General features: G+C 70.0%; 20 protein-coding genes and 1 tRNA gene. 9 read left to right on the top strand and 12 right to left on the bottom strand.

The window, feature by feature from the left end; genetic code table 11:
- Window positions 1-7 precede the first annotated feature (7 nt).
- On the top strand, window positions 8-571 hold the full coding sequence (locus V1460_RS26165) for a hypothetical protein (RefSeq protein ID WP_338676065.1): 564 nt from the start codon (window positions 8-10) through the stop codon (window positions 569-571).
- Window positions 572-597: 26 nt separating this feature from the next.
- Window positions 598-1,113, top strand: a complete 516-nt coding sequence (locus V1460_RS26160) for a hypothetical protein (RefSeq protein WP_338676064.1) — start codon at window positions 598-600, stop codon at window positions 1,111-1,113.
- 59 nt (window positions 1,114-1,172) lie between these two features.
- Here the strand turns inward: V1460_RS26160 and V1460_RS26155 are convergent.
- Window positions 1,173-1,247: transfer RNA gene (locus tag V1460_RS26155), tRNA-Leu, on the bottom strand.
- 97 nt (window positions 1,248-1,344) lie between these two features.
- Here V1460_RS26155 and V1460_RS26150 point away from each other — a divergent pair.
- Window positions 1,345-1,992: a response regulator gene (locus V1460_RS26150; protein WP_338676063.1), complete on the top strand. Its 648-nt coding sequence runs from the start codon at window positions 1,345-1,347 to the stop codon at window positions 1,990-1,992.
- Between the two features lie 74 nt (window positions 1,993-2,066).
- Here the strand turns inward: V1460_RS26150 and V1460_RS26145 are convergent, their stop codons facing one another.
- The 6 genes from V1460_RS26145 to V1460_RS26120 all read right to left on the bottom strand — a co-directional run bounded on the left by V1460_RS26145 (window position 2,067) and on the right by V1460_RS26120 (window position 8,752).
- On the bottom strand, window positions 2,067-2,783 hold the full coding sequence (locus V1460_RS26145) for an ABC transporter ATP-binding protein (RefSeq protein WP_338676062.1): 717 nt from the start codon (window positions 2,781-2,783) through the stop codon (window positions 2,067-2,069).
- Window positions 2,780-3,781, bottom strand: coding sequence for an ABC transporter ATP-binding protein (locus V1460_RS26140; protein WP_338678206.1), 1,002 nt, complete (start codon window positions 3,779-3,781; stop codon window positions 2,780-2,782). The genes V1460_RS26145 and V1460_RS26140 overlap by 4 nt, the downstream gene beginning before the upstream one ends.
- A gap of 5 nt (window positions 3,782-3,786) precedes the next feature.
- Complete coding sequence (locus tag V1460_RS26135; RefSeq protein WP_338676061.1) at window positions 3,787-5,529, bottom strand: ABC transporter permease subunit; 1,743 nt, start codon at window positions 5,527-5,529, stop codon at window positions 3,787-3,789.
- A gap of 5 nt (window positions 5,530-5,534) precedes the next feature.
- Window positions 5,535-6,467, bottom strand: coding sequence for a branched-chain amino acid ABC transporter permease (locus tag V1460_RS26130; RefSeq protein ID WP_338676060.1), 933 nt, complete (start codon window positions 6,465-6,467; stop codon window positions 5,535-5,537).
- Between the two features lie 103 nt (window positions 6,468-6,570).
- Window positions 6,571-7,806: a branched-chain amino acid ABC transporter substrate-binding protein gene (locus V1460_RS26125; RefSeq protein ID WP_338676059.1), complete on the bottom strand. Its 1,236-nt coding sequence runs from the start codon at window positions 7,804-7,806 to the stop codon at window positions 6,571-6,573.
- Between the two features lie 532 nt (window positions 7,807-8,338).
- Entirely contained in the window at window positions 8,339-8,752 is a 414-nt protein-coding gene (locus tag V1460_RS26120; protein WP_338676058.1) for a hypothetical protein, read from the bottom strand.
- Window positions 8,753-8,907: 155 nt separating this feature from the next.
- Between V1460_RS26120 and V1460_RS26115 the strand changes: the two genes are divergently transcribed.
- Together V1460_RS26115 and V1460_RS26110 are read left to right on the top strand one after the other, a co-directional pair.
- A complete protein-coding gene (locus tag V1460_RS26115) occupies window positions 8,908-9,216 on the top strand; it encodes a hypothetical protein (protein WP_338676057.1) in 309 nt (102 codons plus the stop codon).
- The gene (locus V1460_RS26110; protein ID WP_338678205.1) at window positions 9,140-9,511 is read left to right on the top strand and encodes a CocE/NonD family hydrolase C-terminal non-catalytic domain-containing protein; all 372 of its coding nucleotides are present in this window, start codon (window positions 9,140-9,142) and stop codon (window positions 9,509-9,511) included. Before V1460_RS26115 ends, V1460_RS26110 begins: the two co-directional genes overlap by 77 nt.
- 59 nt (window positions 9,512-9,570) lie before the next feature.
- Here V1460_RS26110 and V1460_RS26105 read toward each other — a convergent pair whose 3' ends face one another.
- Window positions 9,571-10,062, bottom strand: coding sequence for a hotdog fold thioesterase (locus tag V1460_RS26105; RefSeq protein ID WP_338676056.1), 492 nt, complete (start codon window positions 10,060-10,062; stop codon window positions 9,571-9,573).
- 355 nt (window positions 10,063-10,417) lie between these two features.
- Window positions 10,418-12,697, bottom strand: a complete 2,280-nt coding sequence (locus tag V1460_RS26100) for an FdhF/YdeP family oxidoreductase (protein ID WP_338676055.1) — start codon at window positions 12,695-12,697, stop codon at window positions 10,418-10,420.
- Window positions 12,698-12,995: 298 nt separating this feature from the next.
- On the opposite strand from V1460_RS26100, the gene polA reads away from it, so the two are divergent.
- The gene (polA, locus tag V1460_RS26095; RefSeq protein WP_338678204.1) at window positions 12,996-15,650 is read left to right on the top strand and encodes a DNA polymerase I; all 2,655 of its coding nucleotides are present in this window, start codon (window positions 12,996-12,998) and stop codon (window positions 15,648-15,650) included.
- 85 nt (window positions 15,651-15,735) lie between these two features.
- Here polA and V1460_RS26090 read toward each other — a convergent pair whose 3' ends face one another.
- Complete coding sequence (locus tag V1460_RS26090) at window positions 15,736-16,593, bottom strand: DUF4184 family protein (protein ID WP_338676054.1); 858 nt, start codon at window positions 16,591-16,593, stop codon at window positions 15,736-15,738.
- A 566-nt stretch (window positions 16,594-17,159) separates the two neighbouring features.
- Between V1460_RS26090 and V1460_RS26085 the strand changes: the two genes are divergently transcribed.
- The 3 genes from V1460_RS26085 (at window position 17,160) to V1460_RS26075 (ending at window position 20,313) form a co-directional block, all read left to right on the top strand.
- On the top strand, window positions 17,160-18,980 hold the full coding sequence (locus tag V1460_RS26085) for a lytic murein transglycosylase (RefSeq protein WP_338676053.1): 1,821 nt from the start codon (window positions 17,160-17,162) through the stop codon (window positions 18,978-18,980).
- Between the two features lie 184 nt (window positions 18,981-19,164).
- Entirely contained in the window at window positions 19,165-19,302 is a 138-nt protein-coding gene (locus V1460_RS26080; RefSeq protein ID WP_338676052.1) for an SPW_0924 family protein, read from the top strand.
- Between the two features lie 18 nt (window positions 19,303-19,320).
- A complete protein-coding gene (locus tag V1460_RS26075) occupies window positions 19,321-20,313 on the top strand; it encodes a DUF3068 domain-containing protein (protein WP_338676051.1) in 993 nt (330 codons plus the stop codon).
- Here V1460_RS26075 and hrpB read toward each other — a convergent pair.
- Both hrpB and V1460_RS26065 read right to left on the bottom strand, forming a co-directional pair.
- Window positions 20,303-22,852: an ATP-dependent helicase HrpB gene (gene hrpB / locus V1460_RS26070; RefSeq protein WP_338676050.1), complete on the bottom strand. Its 2,550-nt coding sequence runs from the start codon at window positions 22,850-22,852 to the stop codon at window positions 20,303-20,305. The two genes, V1460_RS26075 and hrpB, sit on opposite strands and share 11 nt — an antisense overlap.
- The gene (locus tag V1460_RS26065; RefSeq protein WP_338676049.1) at window positions 22,849-23,706 is read right to left on the bottom strand and encodes a class I SAM-dependent methyltransferase; all 858 of its coding nucleotides are present in this window, start codon (window positions 23,704-23,706) and stop codon (window positions 22,849-22,851) included. The genes hrpB and V1460_RS26065 overlap by 4 nt, the downstream gene beginning before the upstream one ends.
- Between the last annotated feature and the right edge of the window lie 201 nt (window positions 23,707-23,907).

Here is a 23,907-nt window from a genome sequence, read left to right as displayed (position 1 = left end):
GGTCCGGATGTCCACAGGAACTGTCGTCGCCATCGTCATCGCCCTGGCGGTCCTCTTGGCACTGGTCGTGATGGTGAGCCGGCTGACCATGCGCCGCCGCCGGCTCCGGCAGAGGTTCGGTCCTGAATACGACCGGGCCGTCGAAACGGACGGTGCAGGCAGGCGGTCCGCCGAACGCGAGCTGCACGCCAGGGAGCAGCGTCACCGTGCTCTCGACATCAGGGAGCTGCCACCAGAGGCCCGTGAGCGCTACACCATGGAGTGGAAGAGCGCGGAGGAACGCTTCGTGGACCAGCCGCGCCAGAGCGTGGACGATGCGGACCACCTGGTCACCCGGCTCATGGGCGATCGCGGCTATCCCACGGACGGGTACGAACAGCAAGTGCGCGACCTCTCCGTGGAGCACGCGAACACCCTGGAGCACTACCGGGCCGCCCACGAAGTGAACGTCCGAAACCAGGACGGCAGCGCAACCACCGAGGAACTGCGCGGTGCCATGGTGCACTACCGGACGCTTTTCAGGGAACTGCTCGGCAATCAGCAGCGAGACACACGCTACGGCGCGGCCTGACCGCCGTGCTCACGAGGTGAGTTGACATGCGGAACCCCGAGACGGCGCGCGGTGCACCGCCCGCGGCCGACCTCTCGACCGAAGACCTCACGAAGCCGGGGACGGACCGGCGGCAGGAGACGGAGCGGAGCATCTACCCGGGCCAGGCGGCACCGGTGACCGAAGCGGGCCCCGCGGCCGATGCCGCACCCGAGTCCCGTGGCGCACCCGCAACCGAGACAGCACCTCCGGTCGAGACCGCACCCCCGGCCGAAGCGGCGGAAGAGCCCGTTCGGCAGGCGCTCGTTCCCCCCGGTGAGGCAGAGGGCTATCGCGACCGCTGGCAGCAGATCCAGGGCACGTTCGTGGACGACCCCAGGGAAGCCGTACGCAACGCGGACACCTTGGTCGCCGAGGTGATCCAGTCCCTGGCCACGACCTTCGCCGACCACAAGCGGGAGCTTGAGGGCCAGTGGTCCCGTGGTGAGGAGATCCAGACAGAGGATCTGCGGATGGCGCTCCAGCGTTACCGGGCATTCTTCAACCAGTTGCTGAATGCCTGACGGCCACGGGATTCACGCGGCGACCACGCCGCCGACGTGACCTTGGGAATGAAGGAAAGTGCCCCAGGTGGGATTCGAACCCACACTGTCCGCTGTTTGAGAGCGGCCTCTCTGACCAGTTGGAGTACTGGGGCCTAAGAAAGCCAGGGTCGTGGTGGCCCTGTGGGTCACCACCTTACCGCAGCTGGGTAGGCTCATGGGGAGCAGTTCGTGACGCACCGAGGAGCCCCTGTGACCGCCCCCGAGTCGCCCCAGCCCGCCGACGACACGTCGCACGTCCCGCCGATGACGACCCGCGTCGTCATCGCCGAGGACGAGGCACTCATCCGCCTCGACCTGAAAGAGATGCTGGAAGAAGAGGGCTACACGGTCGTCGGCGAGGCGGGTGACGGCCAGGCGGCCGTCGAACTCGCGCGCGAGCACCGCCCCGATCTGGTGATCCTCGATGTGAAGATGCCCGTGCTCGACGGGATTTCCGCGGCGGAAGTGATCGCGGACGAGTCGATCGCGCCGGTGCTGATGCTGACCGCTTTCTCACAGCGCGAGCTGGTGGAGCGGGCCAGGGACGCGGGCGCCATGGCGTATCTGGTGAAGCCGTTCAGCAAGAGCGACGTGGTCCCCGCCATCGAGATGGCGGTGTCGCGCTTCACGCAGCTCAAGGCGCTGGAGCAGGAGGTCGCCGACCTCTCCCAGCGGTTGGAGACCCGCAAGCTGGTGGACAGGGCGAAGAGCATCCTGCAGACCCAGTACGGACTCACGGAGCCCGCCGCCTTCCGGTGGATCCAGAAGACGTCGATGGACCGCAGGCTGTCGATGCAGCAGGTGGCCGAGGCGGTCATCGAGGACGCCGAGGAGAAGAAGGCGGCGAAGGGGCAGTAGCCGAGCCCGCGCCCAGAGCCGAGAGGCCCGCACCCCGGAAGATCGGGGTGCGGGCCTCTCCGTGTGCGTACCGGTCAGTCCTCGCCGAGGTACGTCTTGCGGACGTTCTCGTCGTGGAGCAGGTCCTGGCCGGTGCCGGTGAGCTTGATCTCGCCGACCTCCATGACGTACGCCTGGTCCGCCAGGGACAGCGCGGCCTGGGCGTTCTGCTCGACCAGCAGGATCGTCGTACCAGTCGACTTGAGCTCGGCGATGGTCGCCATGATCTTCTGCATCATGATCGGGGAGAGACCCATCGACGGCTCGTCCAGCATCAGCAGCTTGGGCTGGGACATCAGAGCCCTGCCCATTGCGAGCATCTGCTGCTCACCGCCCGAGAGGGTGCCAGCGGCCTGCTTGCGGCGCTCTCCCAGGATCGGGAAGAGGTCGTAGGCGCGCTGGATGTCCTTCTCGATCCCGGCCTTGTCCTTGCGCAGGAACGCTCCGAGCTGGAGGTTCTCGGCGATGGTGAGGCGCGGGAAGATATGCCGGCCCTCGGGGGAGTGGGCCAGCCCGAGCGACACCACCTTGTGGGCGGGAGTGCCGTTGAGCGGCTTGCCGTCGAACATGACCTTGCCGCTGGACGGCTTGAGCAGCCCGGACAGGGTGCGCAGGGTCGTGGTCTTGCCGGCGCCGTTGGTGCCGATCAGGGTCACGACCTGGCCGGCCTCGACGGAGAAGGAGATGCCCTTGACGGCTTCGATCTTGCCGTACGCGACCCGGAGGTCCTCGACTTCGAGGAGTGCGGTCACTTCGCGTCCCCTTCCGTGCTGGTGGTGCTGGTGTCGCCGTCCGAGTCGCCGGCATCGGAGCTGTCGGTGTCGTCGGCGTCGTCGTCCGCCTCGTCGGAGTCGGTCGATTCGGCCGCCACTGCGGCGCCCTCCTCGGCGTTGGCCGCCGCCTGTTCGGCGGCCTCGACCTCGGCGGCTTCCTCCTGGCCCGGCTCGCCCTCGAAGGGTTCACCGAGATAGGCCGCGATGACGCGCTCGTCGCCCTGGACCACCGCGGCCGTGCCCTCGACGAGCTTCTCGCCCTGTACGAGACAGGCGACCCGGTCGCACAGGTTGAAGATGAAGCGCATGTCGTGCTCGATGACGAGCACGGCGATGCCCATGTCCCGGATCGCGAAGATCAGCTCTTCGGCTGCCCGGGTCTCCTGAGGGTTCATACCGGCCGTGGGCTCGTCCAGGAGCAGCAGACCGGGGTCGCTCGCGAGCGCCCGGGCGATCTCCAGCTTGCGCTGCTCGCCGTAGGGCAGGTTACGCGAGAGGTGCTGGGCCTTGTGGGCGAGACCCACGAACTCCAGGAGCTCCATGGCCCGCGCGTGGGACGCCGCTTCCGCCTTCTTGAAGCCCGGACCGCGCAGCAGGGCGGACCAGAGGCCCTCCTTGGTCCGGGTATGGCGTCCGACGAGGACGTTCTCCAGGACGGTCATGTTGGCGAAGAGCCGGATGTTCTGGAAGGTACGGGCGATGCCCGCGATGGTGACGAGATGCGGCTTGGGCGGCAGCACCGTGCCCTTGTACTTCACCGTGCCCTCGGTGGGCACGTAGAGCCCGGTGAGGCAGTTGAAGAAGGTCGTCTTGCCCGCGCCGTTGGGCCCGATGAGCCCGACGATCTCACCCGAGCGGACGGTCAGGTCCACGGACCGCACGGCCGTGAGGCCGCCGAACCGCATCGTGACGCCGCTCGCGTCGAGGACGGTCTCCGCCGTCTTCGTGGTGCTCTCTGCGGTGGTGGTGGTTGTCATGGTGCTCACGCCCCAGCCTTGGCCGTGCCGACGGAGGCGTCGCCGGAGGCCCGTTGTTCAGGTACGTCGAGTTGGCCGGTCTCGTGGAACTCCAGCTTGGCGCGCCGGTTGGCGATCAACCCCTCGGGACGGAAACGCATCAGCAGGATGAGGGCGATACCGAAGACGAGTAGCTGGTAGTCCTGGAGGAACTGCAGCTTGGCCGGGATCATGTAGAGCAGCGCGGCGCCGAGCAGCGGACCGCTGATGGTGCCCATACCGCCGAGGATGACGGCCGCCAGAAGGAAGGCGGAGTTGGGTGGCACCGGTCCGGCGAACTGGTACATCTCCGGAACCACGGTGTGCTGCACGTGTGCCTGCACGGTACCCGCGAGGCCGGCGAGGGTGGCACCGAGCGCGAACGCGATCAGCTTGACCCGGAAGCCGTTGATGCCCATGGCGGTGGCCGCGGTCTCGTCCTCGCGGATGGCGACCCAGGCACGGCCGATGCGGGAGTTGCCCGCGCGGCTGAAGACCAGGACGACGACGGCCGTCGCGAGGAGCATCAGCATGTAGTAGTTGGCGTACGCACCGAGCTCGAAGCCCAGGATGTTGTGCGACTCCCCGAAGTTGTATCCGAAGAACTCCAGGTCGGGGATGTTGGGGACGCCGTTCGGGCCGTTGGTGATCTGCGGTCCCGAGGTGCCGTCGAGGTTGCCCATGGCGATCCGGAAGATCTCACCGAAGCCGAGCGTCACGATGGCGAGGTAGTCGCCGCGCAGTCGCAGGGTCGGGGCGCCGATGACGACACCGAAGACCAGCGAGACGAACGCGCCGAACAGCACGGCAGCCCAGAAGGGCAGGTGGATGTCGAACGCGGAGGCCGTCGAGCCGGAGACGAGCGCGGCGGTGTAGGCGCCGACGCCGAGGAACGCGACGTATCCGAGGTCGAGCAGGCCCGCGAGGCCGACGACGACGTTCAAACCCAGAGCCACGGTCGCGAAGATCAGGATGTTGACCGCGATCAGGGTGTACTGGTCGGTGTTCTGGGTGAACGGGAAGGCCATCGCGGCGACGAAGGCCCCGATCACCGTCACCTGCCGGTGCTTGGCGGTGATCGCCGAAAGGCGTGCCATGAGCCCGGACTTGATCATGGCCGCGGCGGCGGAGCCGACGACGATGAGGTAGCCGGTGAAGAGTTCGGCGTACTCGGTGTCGATGCCGTACGTGATCACGTAGAGGCCGACCGCGAAGGCGGCGACGATGATCAGGATCTCGGCCCAGGAGGGAAGCTCCTTGGGCGGCGTGGCTGTGCGGGTGTCGTCGGGCAACCGGAACGCGGTGATGACGGGGATCACGGAGGCCACAGCGGCGACGTAGCCGCCCGGCTCCAGGTTGACCAGGCCGTTGAGTTCGACGGCGATGGCGACGAGGCTGAACCAGGTGGTGGCGAAGCCGCCCAGGGCCAGCGCCCGCAGGGCTTTGGCGCCGCCGGCGGGCACGAGCCAGCCGAGGCCCTTGATGCCGAGCGAGGCCAGCGCGACGAGGGCGGTGAGGAGGCCGGCGGCGAGGGTGAGGACCTGGAGGCCGCCCGGGTAGCCGCTGATGGTGAGGTTGCCGGGGAAGGCCGAGGTCCAGGTCCAGGCGAGGAAGGTGCTCGCGACCGTGGCCACGCCGCCCGCGGCGGTGAGCCGGAGCAGGGTGGTCGCCTTGGTGGCGCCGTCCGCCGGGGCGGTGCCCGGTGCCTTGGTGGTGTCGGAGGTCGTCATAGTTCTCACGCCCGATCCGCTACGCGCTCACCGAGCAGGCCCTGGGGCCTGAAGAGGAGCACGAGAATGAGAAGTGCGAAGGCCCAGACATCCTTCCAGGCGCCGCCGCCGAGCTGCTCCATGCCGGGGATGTCCGAGATGTAGGCGATCGACAGGGCCTCGGCGAGGCCGAGGACGACACCACCGATCATGGCGCCGTAGATGTTGCCGATGCCGCCGAGGACCGCGGCGGTGAAGGCCTTGAGTCCGAGCAGGAAGCCCATCTCGAAGTTGATCTGGCCCTTGTCCAGGCCGTAGGCGACCGCCGCGACCGCGGCGAACGCGGCGCCGATGGCGAAGGCCATCACGATGATGCGGTCGGTGTTGATGCCCATCAGCTTCGCGGTGTCCGGGTCCTGCGCGGTGGCCTGCATGGCACGGCCGCTGCGGCTCTTGGAGACGAAGAGTCCCAGGGCGAGCATGCAGAGCGGGGCGAGGACCAGCACGAAGGCGTCGGCCCGCTGGATGGCGAGGTTGTCGAAGATCTTGAAGGACTCGCCGGTGAATTCGGGGAAGCTCTTGGCGGACTTCGCACCGGGGTAGAAGCCCCAGATGATCTGCTGGAGCGCGATGGACAGGCCGATCGCGGTGATGAGCGGGGCCAGGCGCGGTGCGCTGCGCAGCGGCCGGTACGCGAAGCGTTCCGCGGCGGTGGCGACGGCGACGGAGGCGATCGCGCCACCGATGATCATGAGGGGGATCGCCACCACGAGCGGGGTTCCACTGGGGAGCCATATGTAGGTGGTGAGGGCGCCGAAGCCCCCGATCATGAAGATCTCGCCGTGGGCGAAGTTGATGAGCTGGACGATGCCGTAGACCATGGTGTACCCGATGGCGATGAGGCCGTAAAGGGCACCGAGGGCAAGGCCATTGGCCAGCTGTTGCGGCAGTTCGTTCACCGCAGGGCCTCCGATGAAGGTGTCGGATATGAAACCGCGCGAGGGCGCTGTTTGCGCCCTCGCGCGGGCTGGAACATGTGGTGCGGGGTACTGCGGTGGGTGGTCAGTCCTTGAACGTCTCGCTCTTGACGTCCACGAACTCGCCGTTCTTGACGACGTACACGGTGAGCTGCTTGTTCGTGGTGTCACCGAACTCGTCGAAGGCGACCGAGCCGGTCACACCCTCGAAGGAGACCTTGGCCATGGCCTCGGTGACCTTGGCGCGGGCGTTCTCCGGCAGCTTGTTGTCGTTGGCCGCGACGACGGCCTTGACCGCCTGGATGATCGCCCAGGCAGCGTCGTAGGAGTAGCCGCCGTAGGCCGCGTACGGGTCCTTGTAGCCCTCGGCCTTGTAGTCGGCGACGAACTTCTTGGCGGTCTCCAGCTTCTCGACCGGGTAGCCGATCGAGGTGGCGAGGTCACCCTCGTTGGGCTCGGCGGAGGCCTTGATGTACTGCGGGTCCAGGAGGCCGTCGCCACCCATCACGGGGATCTTGGCCCCGGCCTTCTTGATCTGGTCGGCGAGCAGGCCGCCCTCGGGGTACTGGCCACCGAAGTAGACCGAGTCCGCGCCGGAGGCCTTGACCTTGTCCGCGGTGGTGGAGAAGTCGGTCTCCTTCGGCGTGACGTGGTCGGTCTCGACGACCTTGCCGCCGAGGCGCTTGAACTCGTCGGAGAAGATCTTGGCCAGGCCGGCGCCGTAGGTCTGCTTGTCGTCGACCACGAAGACCTTCTTCTTCTTCGCGTCGTTGAACAGGTACTGGGCGGCGAACTTGCCCTGGATGTCGTCGGTGGCCGCGGTGCGGAAATAGGTCTGGAACGGACGCTTCTTCTCGCCCTTGCCCCAGTTGTCACCCATGGTCAGCGCGGGACCGGTGTTGGCAGGGGACACCTGCGTCAGGTTCGCCGAGTTGAACACGCCCTGCATGGACTGGGCGACGCCGGAGTTCAGCGGGCCGACCACGCCGAGGACTTCCTTCATACCGACCAGCTTGGTGGCGTTGGCCTGGCCGGAGGACGGCTGGGCCTGGTCGTCGAGGGACTCGATCTTGAATTCGACACCGGGGACCTCGTTGTTCTTGTTGGCGGTCTTGACCGCCAGGTCCACGGAGTTCTTGATACCCATGCCCAGAGCGGACAGCGAGCCGGTCAGCGGGGCGTCGACGCCGATGACCACGGTGGTCTTGTCGCCGCTGCCCTTGGCGCCGCCGTTGGCGTCGTCGCGCGAACCGCAGGCGGTGAGGCTGAGTGCTCCCGTGGTGATCACGGCGGTGAGAATGAGCAAGGAACGGTGTCGCACGCTGTGTCCTTTCCTGGCGGCCTCCTCATGGTTGAGGTGCCGTTTCCGTTGCCGGGCGTGCTGAAGGGTTTGGCGATGCCATGCCCGTGGAGCTCCCGGCGGCGCGGTGACTGGGCGTGACTCTAAGCGCAGCCAGCGGGCTCTGGGAGCGGTGAAGGTCAGGATGTGACTGTCTTGTTATGCCACGAGGGAGGGGACGTGGGTGCTGTGTGGCCAGATGGGGCGTTTCCGGCCGACGGCTGGTTTCTCACATAGTGAGAACTCCCAGTTCCGCTAAGGGGCATACGCTCCTCATGGTGCTGACATGGCGCGCATGTCTCCGCTGCTCGTCGTGGTGTTCGACGCCTGTCGCGCAGGGTGCGCCACCCGGATCTCCCACGGGGCCGTCATTACTCAGCGTTAACTTGGGGAAAATTCGTTCGACCGTCTTCCGAGTGCTCCCGCTGCCCTCTCGGCGAGGTTCCGCCTCGGCCCTCCCGGGATCGCTCCCGTGTGGGAAGCCGGCGGTGGCGTCGACCGCCTCCCGGTCCTCTCACGGGGTAAGTCGCCAGTTCTCGGAGCTGCCGGTTGCGCCGTTCCGTGCCGTGCACCGTGTGCTGACCTCGCGCCTGAGCCATGCCACCGCCGCTGCCCTGCCATTCCGCTTCTCCTCGGCGCGAGCATCCGCCAACACCGCGTCGTGGACTTCGAGTTGCTCGTTCGACAGGCCCTTCTGCTCCCAGTCGAGCCCTGCCCACTTGTTGCCTTTGAGTGCCTCCTCCACCCAGTAGGTGACCAGGCCGGTGCAGATCTCCACGGGAGTATCCGGGGCCGGGGCGGTGGGCGAGCCGGAGGCGCCTGCGTCGTTCCGGCCCGCGGGCGAACAGGCGACCGCGGCCATGAGGACGCATGTCACCAGATGCGCACCGGCGGCGGTCCGGGGTGAACGGTGTGCCGAGAGCCCCATGGCTCCACGCTACGGCTTGGCGCGTCTGGGGCAAGAGGGCGTACGCGAATGAGGTGTTGGCGCCTGCGCGGTCTGGTGCGGTTGGTACGGGAGCGATGGAATATGTCCGCACGTCCGCGCGATCGTCACCAACCCCGGCCCCGGAGGCAGCCACGATGGCAACAGCCACCCGAACAGGCAAGGACAAGCGGTCCGGCTTCGCGGGGAAGGTCCGCACCTGGGGGACGGCGGCTCTCGCCGCCTCCCTGTCGGCGGTGCTCTCCGCGCCCGGTGTGCACGCGGAGACCGCCCCCGCACTCGGCATCGCCGATGGCGTGACGCAGCCGGTGTTCTCCCACCGGGTGCACGTACCGCACCGTCCACCGCACCGAGACGGCCGACTTCAAGATCGTCTCGCGTGGCTGGGTCGACATCCGCAACCGTCGATCCCTGATTCGCCAGAGCGAGGTCGTCGAGGGGCGTGAGTACCGGCTCCATTGGGTCATGCAGCCGCAGGACTACGTCTTCAAGAAGGGGCACCGGCTGGGAGTGGTGCTGATCTCGACCGACCACGACTACACCCTGCGCTACCCGGCAGGGACACAGCTGTCCGTTCGGGCGGGGGGGCAGCGGCATCAGCCTCCCGGTGGCCCCCTGACCGGCCCGGCAGTCGGGCCCGGCACCATTGCCGCTGTCCACCCGGTGCCGCGCCGGACCGCTGGTGCACGGGCGTTCCGACGCAGGGCCGACTCGTGCGCCTTGCCGTCGGGCGCGCGGTGAAACGGCGGTTCCCGGGTGTGCGCGGGCGCCCGGGCGCGCGATGCGCTCGGGCGGGTGGCTCAGGCGCCGCCTCCGGGGAGGTTGTCCGCGTCCTGGGGGCGGACGTCGCGGAGCAGGCAGGTCAGGCGCGCCGTGCAGACCCGCTTGTCCTGCTCGTCGGTGATCACGATCTCGTAGGTGGCGGTGGAGCGACCCCGGTGCACCGGAGTGGCCACTCCGGTGACCAGCCCCGAGCGCACGCCCCGATGGTGGGTGCAGTTCAGATCCACACCGACCGCGATCTTGGAGATGCCGCCGTGCAGCATGGTGCCCACCGAACCGAGGGTCTCGGCCAGCACGGCGGACGCGCCTCCGTGCAGCAGCCCGTACGGCTGGGTGTTGCCCTCCACCGGCATGGTGCCCACCACACGCTCCGCGGAGGCCTCGACGATCCGGACGCCCATGCGGTTGCCGAGATGCCCCGCCGAGAAGAGGGCGGGCAGGTCGACGCCGAGCGCCGCGTACTCGTCGATGACTTCCTGCGGGAACTTCACGGTGGTCTGCTCGCCCATGGGCCCGGCTCCGTTCTTCTGCGTATGGCGCCGGGATGGTCCGACGTCCGTCACTTCGTCCACTGGTACGTATGCCTGCGGCTGCCTTCAGCCGCCTGAGCAACCAGGTCCCTGTCCGGGCGATCCCTGAGGATCGGCCCGCGGCGTCAGATGCGGTGCATCGCAAGACGGTGGGGGCTCCCTCGGCGGAGCCAGGGGGAGATCGTCCTCGCACGAGGCGTACTCGGGCGACTTCGACATCGCCGCGAGGGGGGCACCTCCCGGCGAAGCCAGGGGAGCGCCGTGGCCGGGGGTACCTCCCAGGCGGAACTCCGGGGGAGCGTCGCGGGCCCGAGACGATCGCCCGGACAGGGACCTAGACGGTTGGTGATTGTTCCAGACGGACCACCACGGACTTGCTCGCGGGGGTGTTGCTGGTGTCCGCGGTGGAGTCCAGCGGCACCAGGACGTTGGTCTCCGGGTAGTACGCGGCGGCGCAGCCCCGCGCGGTGGGGTAGTGCACCACCCGGAACCCCGGGGCCCTGCGCTCGACACCGTCCTTCCACTCGCTCACCAGATCGACATACGCGCCGTCGTCGAAGCCCAGCGCACGGGCGTCGGCCGGGTGCACGAGCACGACGCGCCGACCGCCCCTGATGCCCCGGTAGCGGTCGTCGAGGCCGTAGATCGTGGTGTTGTACTGATCGTGCGAGCGCAGGGTCTGGAGCAGCAGCCGGCCTTCGGGAAGCCGGGGGTACTCGACGGGCGCCGCCGTGAAGTTGGCCTTGCCCGTGGCGGTGGGGAAACGGCGCTCGTCCCTCGGCGCGTGCGGCAGGGTGAAACCGCCCGGACGGGCGATCCGCCGGTTGAAGTCCTCGAAACCGGGGACCACCCGGGCGATCCGGTCGCGGATCCCCGCGTAGTCCTGTTCGAAGTCCTCCCACGGGGTCCGCGACTCCTGGCCGAGCACGGCACGTGCGAGCCGCGCCACGATCGCCGGCTCCGACAGCAGGTGCTCGCTCGCCGGCGGCAGATTGCCCCGTGAGGCGTGCACCATGCCCATGGAGTCCTCCACGGTGACGAACTGCCTCCCGCTGCGCTGCACGTCCTTGTCGGTGCGGCCGAGGGTGGGCAGGATCAGCGCCCGCCTGCCCGTGACCACATGCGAGCGGTTGAGCTTCGTCGACACGTGCACCGTCAGCCGGGCGCGCCGCATCGCCGCCTCTGTGACCTCCGTGTCAGGGGCCGCTCCGACGAAGTTTCCACCCATCGCGAAGAACACCTTGGCCGCACCTTCGCGCAGTGCCCGGATGGAGCGCACGACGTCCATGCCGTGGTGCCGCGGCGGTGCGAAGCCGAACTCCTTCTCCAGGGCGTCGAGGAACGCGGTCGGCGGCCGCTCGAAGATGCCCATCGTGCGGTCGCCCTGCACATTGGAGTGCCCGCGCACCGGGCAGACGCCCGCACCCGGCCGGCCGACGTTCCCGCGCAGCAGCAGGAAGTTGACCAGCTCGCGGATGGTGGCCACGGAGTGCTTGTGCTGCGTCAGCCCCATCGCCCAGCAGACGATGGTGCGCTCGGACTCCAGCACCATGCGCAGCGCCTGCTCGATCCCGGAGCGCTCCAGACCGGTCGCGGCGAGTGTCTCGTCCCAGTCGGTGGCCCGGGCCGCGGCGGCGAACTCATCGAAACCGTGCGTGTGCTCTCGTACGAACGCCTCGTCGACCGCGCCGTCGGTCTCCAGGATCAGCCGGTTGAGCAGACGGAACAGCGCCTGGTCGCCGCCGATCCGTATCTGCAGGAACAGATCGTTCAGCGCGACGCCCTTCAGCAGCCCCTTCGGTGTCTGAGGGTTCTTGAACCGCTCCATACCGGCTTCCGGCAGCGGGTTCACCGAGATGATCCGCGCTCCGGACTCCTTGGCCTTCTCCAGCGCGGACAGCATCCGCGGGTGGTTCGTCCCCGGGTTCTGGCCCGCGACGATGATCAGATCGGCCTGGTGGAGATCCTCCAGCGACACGCTGCCTTTGCCGACGCCCAGAGTCTCGGTCAGCGCCGAGCCGGACGACTCATGGCACATGTTGGAGCAGTCCGGCAGATTGTTCGTGCCGAACTCGCGGGCGAACAGTTGGAGCAGGAAGGCCGCCTCGTTGCTGGTGCGGCCTGAGGTGTAGAACAGCGCCTCGTCCGGGGACGTGAGGGCCCGCAGCTCATCGGCGATGATCGCGAAAGCCCGCTCCCAGGGCACCGGCTCGTAGTGGTCCGCGCCCTCGGGCAGATACACGGGCTCGGTGATGCGGCCCTGCTGCCCCAGCCAGTACCCGCTGCGCCGCTCCAGCGCGGACACCGGGTGCGCGGCGAAGAACGCGGGAGTCACCCGGCGCAGCGTCGCCTCCTCCGCCACCGCTTTCGCGCCGTTCTCGCAGAACTCCGCAGCGTGCCGCTTGTCGGCCTCGGGCCAGGCACAGCCAGGGCAGTCGAAGCCGTCCTTCTGGTTCACCTTGAGCAGGGTCCTGGCGGTGCGAGCCAGTCCCATCTGCCGTTGCGCCATCCTCAGCGTGTGCCCGATGGCAGGCAGCCCGGCCGCGGAGTGCTGGGGCTCCCCCACCTGGGGTGCGTCCTGGACCGGGTCGCCGGAGGGCGGCTTGCTGGCCATCGTGCTCCTCCTCGAGCGCGAAATGAGTCTTCTCCGCTATAGATCCTGTCACGTGGCGGCGTCAGCCACCCGGTCGGCCTTGGCCTGCCGTGTGCGTGGCCCCGGCCGGGCCCGGCACCCCTGCCGTTCCCGGGGCCCGGGCCGGGTCCGGTTCCGGACTCCGCCGGCATGGCCCTGTCCCGTGCGGCCCCGCCGGCCGTCGCGGGAAGCGTTGTCAGTGCTCCGTGGGAGGATCGTGTTCGTGGCAGAGACAGCATCGAAGAAGACCCCAGAAGAAACCCGCCCGCGCCTGCTCCTCATGGACGGGCACTCCCTGGCGTACCGGGCGTTCTTCGCGCTGCCCGCGGAGAACTTCACCACGGCGAGCGGCCAGACGACCAACGCCATCTACGGCTTCGCGTCGATGCTGGCGAACACCCTGCGCGACGAGGCGCCCACGCATTTCGCCGTCGCCTTCGACGTGTCCCGGAAGACCTGGCGTTCCGAGGACTTCCCCGAGTACAAGGCGAATCGCTCCAAGACCCCGGACGAGTTCAAGGGGCAGGTCGAGCTGATCGGCGAGCTGCTCGACACCATGAACGCGGTGCGCTTCGCCGTGGACGGCTTCGAGGCCGACGACATCATCGCCACCCTCGCCACCCAGGCCGAGGCAGCCGGGTTCGAAGTGCTGATCGTCACCGGTGACCGGGACTCGTTCCAGCTGGTCACCGACCATGTGACGGTGCTCTACCCGACCAAGGGGGTCTCCGAGCTCACTCGCTTCACCCCGGAGAAGGTCCAGGAGAAGTACGGGCTCTCCCCGCGGCAGTACCCGGACTTCGCCGCTCTGCGCGGCGACCCGTCGGACAACCTGCCGGGCATCCCCGGGGTCGGTGAGAAGACCGCCGCGAAGTGGATCAACCAGTTCGGCTCGTTCGCGGAGCTGGCGGAGCGGGTGGACGAGGTCAAGGGCAAGGTGGGCCAGTCCCTCCGCGACCATCTGGACGCCGTCAGGCTCAACCGCCGGCTGACCGAGATGGTCCGCGACGTCGAGCTGCCGAAGTCCGTCGCCGACCTGGAGCGCGCCCCTTACGACCGGTCGGCGCTGAAGGGCTTCCTGGAGGTCCTGGAGATCCGCAACCCGAGCCTGCGGGAGCGCCTGCTCGCGGTCGACCCGGGCGCGGAGGAGGACGAGGCCCCGGCCCCGGCCGCCGGGGTGGAGCTCGACGGCAGCGTGCTGGGCGCCGGTGAGCTGGCACCCTGGCTGGAGACCCACGGCGAGCAGCCGCTCGGGGTGGCCACGGTCGCGAGCTGGGCCCTGGGCGTGGGCAGCGTCAGCGAGATCGCCTTGGCCGCCGCCACCGGCAGCGCCGCCTGGTTCGACACCACCAAGCTGGACGAGGCCGACGAGCGCGCCTTCGCCGCCTGGATCTCCGACCCGGACCGCCCGAAGGTGATGCACAGTGCCAAGGAGGCGCTGCGGGTCTTCCCCGAGCACGGCTGGGACCTCCGGGGCGTGACCATGGACACCGCGCTCGCCGCCTATCTCGTCAAGCCGGGCCGCCGCTCCTTCGCGCTGGACACCCTGTCCGTGGAGTATCTGCACCGCGAGCTCGCCCCGGCTGCCGCCGACGGCCAACTCGCCTTCGGCGCCGACGAGCAGGCTGAGGCGGACGCCCTGATGGCGCAGGCCCGGGCCGTGCTCGACCTGGGCGAGGCCTTTCGTGGGAAGCTGGCCGAAGTGGGTGCGGCAGAGCTGCTCCATGACGTGGAGCTGCCGACGTCGCTGCTGTTGGCCCGGATGGAGCGGTATGGCATCGCCGCCGACCGGCCGCATCTGGAGGCGATGGAGCAGCAGTTCGCCGGAGCCGTGCAGCAGGCCGTCAAGGAGGCGCACGCCGCGGTCGGCCATGAGTTCAACCTCGGCTCGCCCAAGCAGCTCCAGGAGGTCCTGTTCGGTGAGCTGAACCTGCCCAAGACCAAGAAGACCAAGACCGGCTACACCACGGACGCGGACGCGCTGGCATGGCTGGCCTCCCAGACCGAGCACGAGCTGCCGGTGATCATGCTGCGCCACCGAGAGCAGGCGCGGCTGCGTTCCACCGTCGAGGGCCTGATCAAGACCATCGCCGCGGACGACCGGATCCACACCACCTTCAGCCAGACCGTGGCGGCCACCGGACGGCTCTCGTCCACCGACCCCAATCTCCAGAACGTGCCGGTGCGCACCGACGAGGGCCGGGCGATCCGGCGCGGGTTCGTGGTCGGTGAGGGCTTCGAGGCCCTGATGACCGCCGACTACAGCCAGATCGAGCTGCGGGTGATGGCCCATCTGTCGGAGGACGAGGACCTGATCGAGGCGTTCACCTCGGGCGAGGACCTGCACACCACGGTCGCCTCCCAGGTGTTCGGGGTCGAGCGGGCGGCGGTCGACGCGGAGATGCGCCGCAAGATCAAGGCGATGTCCTACGGGCTGGCGTACGGACTCTCGGCGTTCGGCCTGTCCCAGCAGCTGAACATCGAGGCGGCCGAGGCACGGGCGCTGATGGACACCTACTTCGAGCGCTTCGGCGGGGTCCGCGACTATCTCCGCCGGGTCGTGGACGAGGCCCGCGCCACCGGCTACACGGCCACGATGCTGGGCCGCCGCCGCTACCTGCCCGACCTGAACAGCGACAACCGCCAGCGCCGCGAAGCCGCCGAGCGGATGGCGCTGAACGCGCCGATCCAGGGCACGGCGGCGGACATCGTCAAGCTGGCCATGGTGCGCGTCGACACGGCACTGCGGGCAGCGGGCCTCGGCTCGCGCATGCTGCTCCAGGTCCACGACGAAATTGTGCTTGAGCTCGCTCCCGGCGAGCGTGCGCGGGTCGAGGAGATCGTGCGCCACGAGATGTCGACCGCGGTTGAACTGCGGGCACCGCTGGATGTATCCGTGGGCGTCGGCCCGGACTGGGAGTCGGCGGCGCACTGAGTCCGCACATCCGTGGGTGCCGGGCAGGCCACCGACCTGCCCGGCACCCGCGGTGCCTCAGCGGGCCCAGGCACCGTGACACGGCTCAGCTCACGCCCGCGCCGTCCGCGCGAGCCTTCTCGGGGGCATCGGCCGGCACTGCCCGGCAAGGACGGAGCCGTACCGCCAGCGCGTAGAGCACGATCCCCGCCACCAGCCCCGCGCCCGCGCCGAAGCAGGCGGTCGGGATGATGTCCATGAGCGTGTCGATCCGGCCCCAGTACCAGTAGAAGCGCAGACAGCGGTGCGCCGTTGCGGCGAGCACGCACACCGTGATCAGCATCCCGGCCGTCAACCGTTCCCCGCTGCCGAGCACCGGCAGCCCGGCGGGTACCGGCAGCCGTACCGGCACCCTGCGCAGCGCCGATACGGTGAACCAGGCGATGACCACCAGCGCCACCGCCGAACTGCCGTACTGCGTGTACAGATAGAGGGGAAAGCCGGCGACCGGTTCGCTCAGCACGGGCGCCGCCCGCACACCCCAGCGGTCGAAGTGGGTGAAGGAGTCCCACACCACATGGGTCGCCGCGCCGAGCACGGCCGAGACATAGAAGACGAACATCCGTGCGGCAGGCGACCGCCGCACCCGCGTGGGCCCGCACAGCAGCGCGTGCACCCGTCCCTGCCGGCCGTGCGGCAGCAACGCCACCAGAGGATCGCGTACCAGGACCCACAGCCCTACCAGTGCCGCGGTGATCACCACATCGACCGTCAGCACGCCCTTGATGCTGTGGGTCACATCCCCGAAGAGCATCGCGTCGGGGTGCAGACTCGCCACGAAGTACGTCATGTCGGGCGCGAACGATCCCGCGATCAGGGCGGATGCCAGCAGCGGGCCACGCGTCGAGCCGTCTCTCCTGATGCCTGGCAGCACCGCTGCCGCGTGGCTGAGTGTGAACGGCATGCGATACCCCCAAGTCAGGCCGATTTGCGGATGATGTGGCCCGGTAAGTGTCACCCGGCGAATGTCGCCCAGTGCCGCGTCAGTCAAGGTTTGCACGTGAAGGAACGGCGTCCGGTACATGGGGTCTCCCCAGGCCCTCCCGGGCCGAGGGGGCGGGGTCTTCCCAGGCCCTCCCGGGCCGAGGGGGCGGGGTCTTCCCAGGCTCTCCCGGGCCGAGGGGACGGGGTCTTCCCAGGCCCTCCCGGCGCCGGATCGACCTCGTAGTGGGCCTACCCGGTTGATTCGGCAACGCCGCGAGCCGCCGTCCTGGGAGCGTCTCCCAGGCGAAGCTCTCGGGGCGTCGCGACGGGGCGAACCTCGCCTGACGCGACACCAGTATGCGCGATGTTGATCGTTCGTCCTGCGAACAGGTGCATCCTCATATCGATCCCTTCGGTCCGGATGGTCGAGGGCGAACAACCCGCGAGAGCGGCCGGGTATCCGGTGTTTCGGGGTTCCGGGTTGCCGTAGGGTCTTCGTGGCGCGCGGGGAGCGCGAAGGTCCGCCGACGGGGAGGAAACACACGTATGGCAGCGCAATTCGGCCGCCGGCTGCGCAAGGGAGCGACCAGCACGGCGGTGGCCGCGGCCGCGGTCGCCGCGCTCTCGGCGTCGCAGGCTCCGGGGGTCGCGCCCGCCGCGGCGGGCACCGAAGGCAACTCGGCGGGGACGGGTACCCCACCCGCGAGCACGGCCACGGGTGACTCCCCCTACTACACGGATCTGCCGCCGCTCAACACGCCGAACAAGCCAGGCGCGACCCCGCAGACCCCCGTGGCGACCGGTCCGGCCGAAGCCGGTATTCCGGCCACCGTGCTCGACGCCTACAAGCGGGCCGAAGCCGCTCTGGCATCCGCCGACCCCGCCTGCCGGCTGCCCTGGCAACTGCTCGCCGCGATCGGCAAGGTGGAGTCCGGGCATGCGAGCGGCGGCCGGGTGGGCGCCGACGGCACCACGACCACACCGATCCTCGGCCCGGTGCTGAACGGTGTCGGCTTCGCCGACATCTCGGACACCGACGACGGCGCGTACGACGGCGACCGCACCCACGACCGGGCGGTCGGCCCGATGCAGTTCATCCCGTCCACCTGGGCCGGCTGGGGCCAGGACGGCAACGGCGACGGCACCAAGGACCCGAACAACATCTACGACGCCGCGCTCGCCGCGGGGAAGTACCTGTGCGCCGACGGCCGGGATCTTTCTCAGTCGGCCGGCCTGGAACGGGCGATCCTCAGCTACAACCACTCGCGGGAGTACCTGAACACGGTGCTCTCCTGGTTCGGGTTCTACAACCGCGGCACCCATGAGGTCCCGGACGGCACGGGCGTGCTCCCGGTCGACCGCAGCGACGACGACACCACTGTCACCCCGAGCCCTGCCGCGAGCGTCCCTGCCCCGGCACCCACCAAGCCCGATGCCGGCAAGACGCCCGTCAAGCCGGGTGCCGGGAAGCCCCCGGCCGAACCGGCCAAGCCCGTCACCCCGGCCAAGCCCAGCACACCGTCGAAGCCGGAGCCCGGCGACGGCACGACGACCCCGGCGCCGGGCGAGAGCGTCGCCCGCATCGAGAGCGCGGTCAGCGGTACGCTCGCGGCCACGGCGGGCGAGGTGTTCGGCGAGCGGGTCAAGGCTCGTGCGAAGAACCGGGGCGGAGCGGCGGTCGGCAAGGCCGAGATCGCCTTCGAGATCATCGGTGACACCGACGCACGCTTCACCAAAGGACGTACGAAGGTCCTGGTCGCCACCGGGGACGACGGTGTCGCCATCGCGCCGGCCCTGACCGCCGGTGAGAAGACCGGGGACTTCACCGTCCGCGCCACCGTCAACGGCCGCGATCTGCCCGGCGTCGACTACGTCGCGTCCGTCACCGGTCGGCAGGCCGACAAGCTGGAGCGGGTCGGCGACAAGGAGTTGACGGCCGGAGCCGGTGCGGAGTTCGCCGAGGAGATCGAGGTCAAGGCCACGCTCAAGGGGGCGATCGCCGGCCGTGTGGCCGTGACCGCCACCATGATCGCTGACGCTGACGACCCCGCCGAGAACACCGAGGGCCCCTACTTCAAGGACGCCGATGGCGAGCCCCTTCGCGGACTCACCGAGCTGAAGACCGACGACAAGGGCCTGCTCGTCCTTCCGGAGATCTACACGGACGACGCCGATGGCACGTTCCTGCTGCGCCTCACGACGGAGGGCGGCGGGTCGCTCACCCTCGAGCTGAACGTCACTCCTGCGCCGGTCGTCGACGCGGAACCGGTCGTCGACGCGGAACCGGCCGACGGCACCGGACCGGCCGACAGCACGGATCCGGTCGGTGGCACCGAACCGGTCGTGACAGCCGGACCGCGGGACTGAGCCCCGGCTCCGTACCCCCGCACCGTTACCCACATCCGCCCACCACCCCTGCGCCGCACCCCGGCGTAGGGGCGGTGGGCGTTGTCGTGCGGTGCGAGCTGTTCTCTTCTCACGGCCGCGTTGCTACGGTGCCCGGAACGTCGGCGTTTCTGACGCTGCATCAGATAAGACCGGGAGGACGGCCATGCGCGCCCTCGTCGCCGCCGCCGTCGGGCTGGCCGCGGTGCTGCTCGTCATGCTGATCATCGCAGTCCTCGACGTACCGCCGGGGGAGACGTCCCCCAAACCGCTCCTGACCACCGTCCCCGGCCCCAAGCAGTAGACGGAAGGAGCCGCCGCCGTGCGTCGCCGCGCCAGCCTGGTCCTGCTCGCCCTCGCCGTGTTCTTCGGTGCGCTGGCGCCCGTGTTGCGCTGGTATGCCTTCCCGAGGCTGGTGAAGATCCCGCCCTCGCAGTACCAGGAGATGGTGCTGGAGGCGGCGCCGGCGACACTGCTCAGTTACGACACCATGGAGGCGGAGCAGGTCGACAAGGTCACCATCGTGCAGACCCTCAAGGGCAACGTCGAGGAGTCCGAGAAGATCGAACGGGACGCCGGACGCGATGTCGTCGTCTGGGACGCGCTGTCCCACGTGCAGGGGCCCGACGGCGCGATGGTCTCGCAGATCCCCGAGCGCTACGTATTCGACGCCCACACCCAGGTCCCCGTGCACGCCACCGGGGAATCGGTCGACGGCGACGCGGTGCGCCGCGAGGGCATCGAGTTCAAGTGGCCCTTCCTCACCGAGAAGCGGGACTACGAGTACTTCGACGCCCAGACACGCACCTCGGCGCCCATCCACTACAAGGGCACCCGCACCTTCCGCGGCCTTGAGGTCTACTACTTCGAGCAGACCATCCCCTGGACCAAGGTCCCGTACCCCAGGAAGATGCCGCTCCCCGGCATCGACGCCACCACACTGGAGAAGCAGACGGGCACCACACGCTGGTACACCACCAAGCGGATGTTCTGGATCGAGCCGGTCACCGGCGCCCCCGTCAACGGCGAGGAGATCCACACCGAGGAACTGCGCGGCGGCACGCTGCTGGGCGGCCGGGACAAGGTCACGGCGTTCTCGGGGCATGTGAAGATCCGTGAGGACTACCTGGACCACACGGTGGAACTGGTCACGGCCAACCGCGCGACCGTGCTGCTGCTGGTCTCCCATCTGCCGTGGGGCTGCACGGCCCTGGCGCTCCTGCTGCTCGGACTCTCCCTCTGGCTTGAGGCGCGCTCACGCCGTCCGGAAGGCGGGCCCCCGCTGCGGTCCGACCGCGAAACCGTCAGCGCTTGACCCCGCGGGTCGGTTCCGCAGTGGACGGGTCATCGGGCCACGGGTGCCTCGGATACCGGCCGCGGAGCTCCGCGCGCACGGCCCGGTAGCCATCGCGCCAGAACGACGCGAGGTCGGCCGTGACGGCGGCCGGCCGGCCGGCGGGCGACAGCAGGTGCACCAGCACCGGTACCCCTGCGACGACCGGCGTCTCCGACAGCCCGAACAACTCCTGGAGTTTCACGGCGAGCACCGGCTGCTCAGCCGAGTAGTCGACCCGGATCCGCGATCCGCTCGGCACCTCGATCCGCTCGGGTGCGAACTCGTCCAGCCGTGCGGCGTCACCGCTCGCCCACGGCAGCAGCCTCCGGAGCGCCTGCCCGGCGTCGATACGCCCCAGATCGGCGCGTCGGCGGGCACGCGACAGTTCAGGCTCCAGCCACTCGTCCGCCCGGTCCAGCAGAGTGCCGTCATCGGCCACCGGGGGCCACGGCGCCCCGATCGCCCGGTGCAGGAACGCGAGCCGCTGCCTGAGCGCCACCGCGTCCCGGGACCAGGCCAGCAGCCCGAGGCCCTCCCTCCGCAGGCCCGCCAGCAGCGCGTCCCGCACGAGCTCCGGCGCCGGTTCCCTCAGCGGCCGCACGAGCAACTCGACCGCACCCAGCCGCAGCACCTGCCGGGCCACCAGGCCACCGTCCTCCCAGTGCACCTCCTCGCCGTCGGTGAGCAGATGTGCGGCGGCGGTACGGGCCGTTTCCTCGTCGATGACGGCGGCGAGCCGGACTCGCGCCGACGCGGCGTGCGCGGGTCGGTCCGCGACGGCCACCGCGAGCCAGGGCGCACCACGCAGCCCCGAACCGTCCCCGACCTCCGCGCCCGTCCCTGAGGCCATCAGGAACGCCTGCTCCCCGCGGGCCCGTGCGACCCGTTCGGGAAAAGCGAGCGCCGTGACGAACCCGGCGGCGGTGTCGTCCGTGACGGGGGCCGCCCCGGAGGGACTCTCGGCGCCCGGCCTCACCGCGGGCGCGTCCCCGGGAGACCGCTCGCCGATCGCACGCGCCAGCCGCCCGGCCTCCGCCCGCCAACGCGCCCCGTACGCGTCACCCCCGCGCCGGGCGGTGCGCCACGCGGCGGCGAGATCGTCCCCGTAGTCCCGGGGAGGCTCCTCGCTCAGCAGCGCCACCACTTCGGCCGCACGCCGGGTACCCACATCGGCGGCCCCGTCCACCAGTGCGCGGGCCAGCCGGGGATGGACCCCCACCCGCGCCAGCCGCGCGCCCCGGTCCGTGGCCCGTCCCGACGCGTCCACCGCGCCGATCGCCGCGAGCACCGCGCGGGCGGCGGCCATTGCGCCCTCGGGTGGTGCGTCGAGCAGCGCGAGCCCGGAAGCCGAAGGGTCACCCCAGCAAGCCGCCTGGAGGGCGAACGAGGTCAGATCCGTGAGCTGGATCTCAGGCGCCGGGAACCGGGGCAGCCGGACGTCATCCGCCTCGGACCAGCAGCGGTAGACGGTGCCGGGCGCCTCACGCCCGGCACGCCCCGCCCGCTGACGGGCCGCCGCCTGCGAGGCCCGCACGGTGGTCAGGGAGCCGATGCCCCGGGCGTGGTCCACCCGCGGCTCGCGCGCGAGCCCCGAATCCACCACCACCCGCACCCCCGGCACGGTCAGCGAGGACTCCGCCACCGCTGTGGCCAGCACCACCCGGCGCCTCCGCCCCGGTGACGGCGACAGCACCGCGTCCTGCACCGCTGCCGGAGCCCGTCCGTGCACTTGGAGCACCTCGGCATCCACATCCGACAGCAGCCCGGCCACCCGCGCGAGCTCCCCGGCACCGGGCAGAAAGCAGAGCACGTCACCGGCGTGGCGGGGCAGCGCCCCGCGCACCACCGACGCCACATGCGCCAGCAGCGCCGGATCCACCCGCATCCCGTGCGGCGGGCGCACCGGCCCGGTGGGGGGAGCCCAGACCACCTCCACCTGGTGGGCGGCTCCCTCGGCCGCCACCACAGGCGCGTCGCCGAGCAGCCGCGCCCACCCGGCGGCGTCCGTGGTCGCCGACGCCGCCACGAGGCGCAGTTCGGGGCGCAGGGCCGCGCGTACATCGAGCAGGAAGGCCGCCGCGGTGTCCGCGTCCAGATGCCGCTCATGGCATTCGTCCAGGATCACCGTGTCGACCCCGGGGAGTTCCTGGTCCCGCTGGAGCCGCTGGAGCAGCACACCGGTGGTGACCACCTCGACGGAGGTGCCAGGACCGACGACACGTTCGCCGCGCACCGTGAAACCGACCCGATCACCGACACGCTCGCCGAGCAGCCACGCCATGCGGCGCGCCGCGGCCCGTGCCGCGATCCGGCGGGGCTCGGCGACCAGGACGCGGCCCGCACCGCCCCGGCCCGCACCGTCCTGGAGCAGCCCGGCCAGAGCCAGCGGTACGAAGGTCGTCTTGCCCGTCCCGGGCGGTGCGCAGAGCACCGCCGCGCCGTGCGTGTCCAGAGCGTGCTCAAGCGCGGGCAGCGCGGTTCGTACGGGCAGTCGCGCCAGTGCCTCCTCGTGGCTCACGCCGCCGGCTCTCCGCGCTCGTCCGCGCGCCGTGCACGCCCGTCCCGCTCGCAGACGAAGACCGCCGTACCGGGGATCAGATGCCCGCGCAGCGGAGACCAGCCGCCCCATTCCTGACCGTTCCACTCCGGCCACTCCGGCTCCACCAGGTCCAGCAGCCGGAAGCCCCCGGCGACCAGCGCGCGCACCCAGTCTCCGACCGTGCGGTGGTGCTCCACATAGACGGCGCGGCCTTGCTCGTCCTGTTCGACGTAGGGGGTGCGGTCGAAGTACGAGGCGGCCACACTCAGGCCCTCCGGGCCAGGTTCGTCCGGGAAGGCCCAGCGGACCGGATGGGTCACCGAGAAGACCCAGCGCCCACCGGGCCGCAGCACGCGGTGGATCTCGCGGAACACCTGTACCGCGTCCGCGACGAACGGCACCGCCCCGTATGCCGAGCACACCAGCCCGAAGGAGCCGTCGGCGAAGGGCAGCGCTCCCGCGTCGGCCTCCACCAGGGGGAAGCCGACTCCGATCAGCAGTGCGTGCTGGAGCTGCCGGTGCGAGAGGTCCAGTGCCACCGGGCGCGCGCCCTGCGCCGCCAGCCAGCGCGAGCACTGGGCCGCACCCGCGCCGATCTCCAGTACGTCCAGGCCCTTCAGTGATCCGGCTGGGCCGAGCAGCCTCGCCTCGGCTTCGTCGAGCCCCTCCGGGCCCCAGACGAACCGATCGTCGCCCAGGAACGACCCGTGCTCCATCTGGTACTCGTCCGCGTTCCGGTCCCACCAGCCTCGGCTGGCCCGGCTGCTCTCCGCGTCTCCGGCGGTGCGCCGTACGGCCTGCGGTTCGTACTCGTGTTCGTCCTCTTGGATCATCTCGCCCGTCGTTGTACGTTGCTTGAGTCCTGCGCGGCACGGCGACGGTCGCGGACGGTGATCGTGTCGCGTGGCGACTGCGGCGCGGGTCATCGTGGCCTCGGCAAACCTTAGTTGTGCCGGGTATGGGTTGTTCCACCCCTGGTGGTGCCGTTCGCGCATTGACCATGCCCTGCTGCGCCCTTATGCTAAAGGTTGCGC

Origin of the sequence: Streptomyces sp. SCSIO 30461, assembly GCF_037023745.1 — a bacterium.
Taxonomy (GTDB): Bacteria; Actinomycetota; Actinomycetes; order Streptomycetales; family Streptomycetaceae; genus Streptomyces.
This window is presented reverse-complemented; position numbering and strand designations above follow the sequence as displayed.

Excerpts from the sequence above, each read along its gene's own strand:
- V1460_RS26085 (WP_338676053.1), top strand. The coding sequence starts at position 17,160 with ATGGCAGCGCAATTCGGCCGCCGGCTGCGCAAGGGAGCGACCAGCACG.
- V1460_RS26080 (WP_338676052.1), top strand. The coding sequence starts at position 19,165 with ATGCGCGCCCTCGTCGCCGCCGCCGTCGGGCTGGCCGCGGTGCTGCTC.
- V1460_RS26165 (WP_338676065.1), top strand. The coding sequence starts at position 8 with ATGTCCACAGGAACTGTCGTCGCCATCGTCATCGCCCTGGCGGTCCTC.
- V1460_RS26135 (WP_338676061.1), bottom strand. The coding sequence starts at position 5,529 with ATGACGACCTCCGACACCACCAAGGCACCGGGCACCGCCCCGGCGGAC.
- V1460_RS26065 (WP_338676049.1), bottom strand. The coding sequence starts at position 23,706 with ATGATCCAAGAGGACGAACACGAGTACGAACCGCAGGCCGTACGGCGC.
- V1460_RS26100 (WP_338676055.1), bottom strand. The coding sequence starts at position 12,697 with ATGGCCAGCAAGCCGCCCTCCGGCGACCCGGTCCAGGACGCACCCCAG.
- polA (WP_338678204.1), top strand. The coding sequence starts at position 12,996 with ATGGACGGGCACTCCCTGGCGTACCGGGCGTTCTTCGCGCTGCCCGCG.
- V1460_RS26105 (WP_338676056.1), bottom strand. The coding sequence starts at position 10,062 with ATGGGCGAGCAGACCACCGTGAAGTTCCCGCAGGAAGTCATCGACGAG.
- V1460_RS26120 (WP_338676058.1), bottom strand. The coding sequence starts at position 8,752 with ATGGGGCTCTCGGCACACCGTTCACCCCGGACCGCCGCCGGTGCGCAT.
- V1460_RS26140 (WP_338678206.1), bottom strand. The coding sequence starts at position 3,781 with ATGACAACCACCACCACCGCAGAGAGCACCACGAAGACGGCGGAGACC.
- V1460_RS26160 (WP_338676064.1), top strand. The coding sequence starts at position 598 with ATGCGGAACCCCGAGACGGCGCGCGGTGCACCGCCCGCGGCCGACCTC.
- V1460_RS26115 (WP_338676057.1), top strand. The coding sequence starts at position 8,908 with ATGGCAACAGCCACCCGAACAGGCAAGGACAAGCGGTCCGGCTTCGCG.
- V1460_RS26090 (WP_338676054.1), bottom strand. The coding sequence starts at position 16,593 with ATGCCGTTCACACTCAGCCACGCGGCAGCGGTGCTGCCAGGCATCAGG.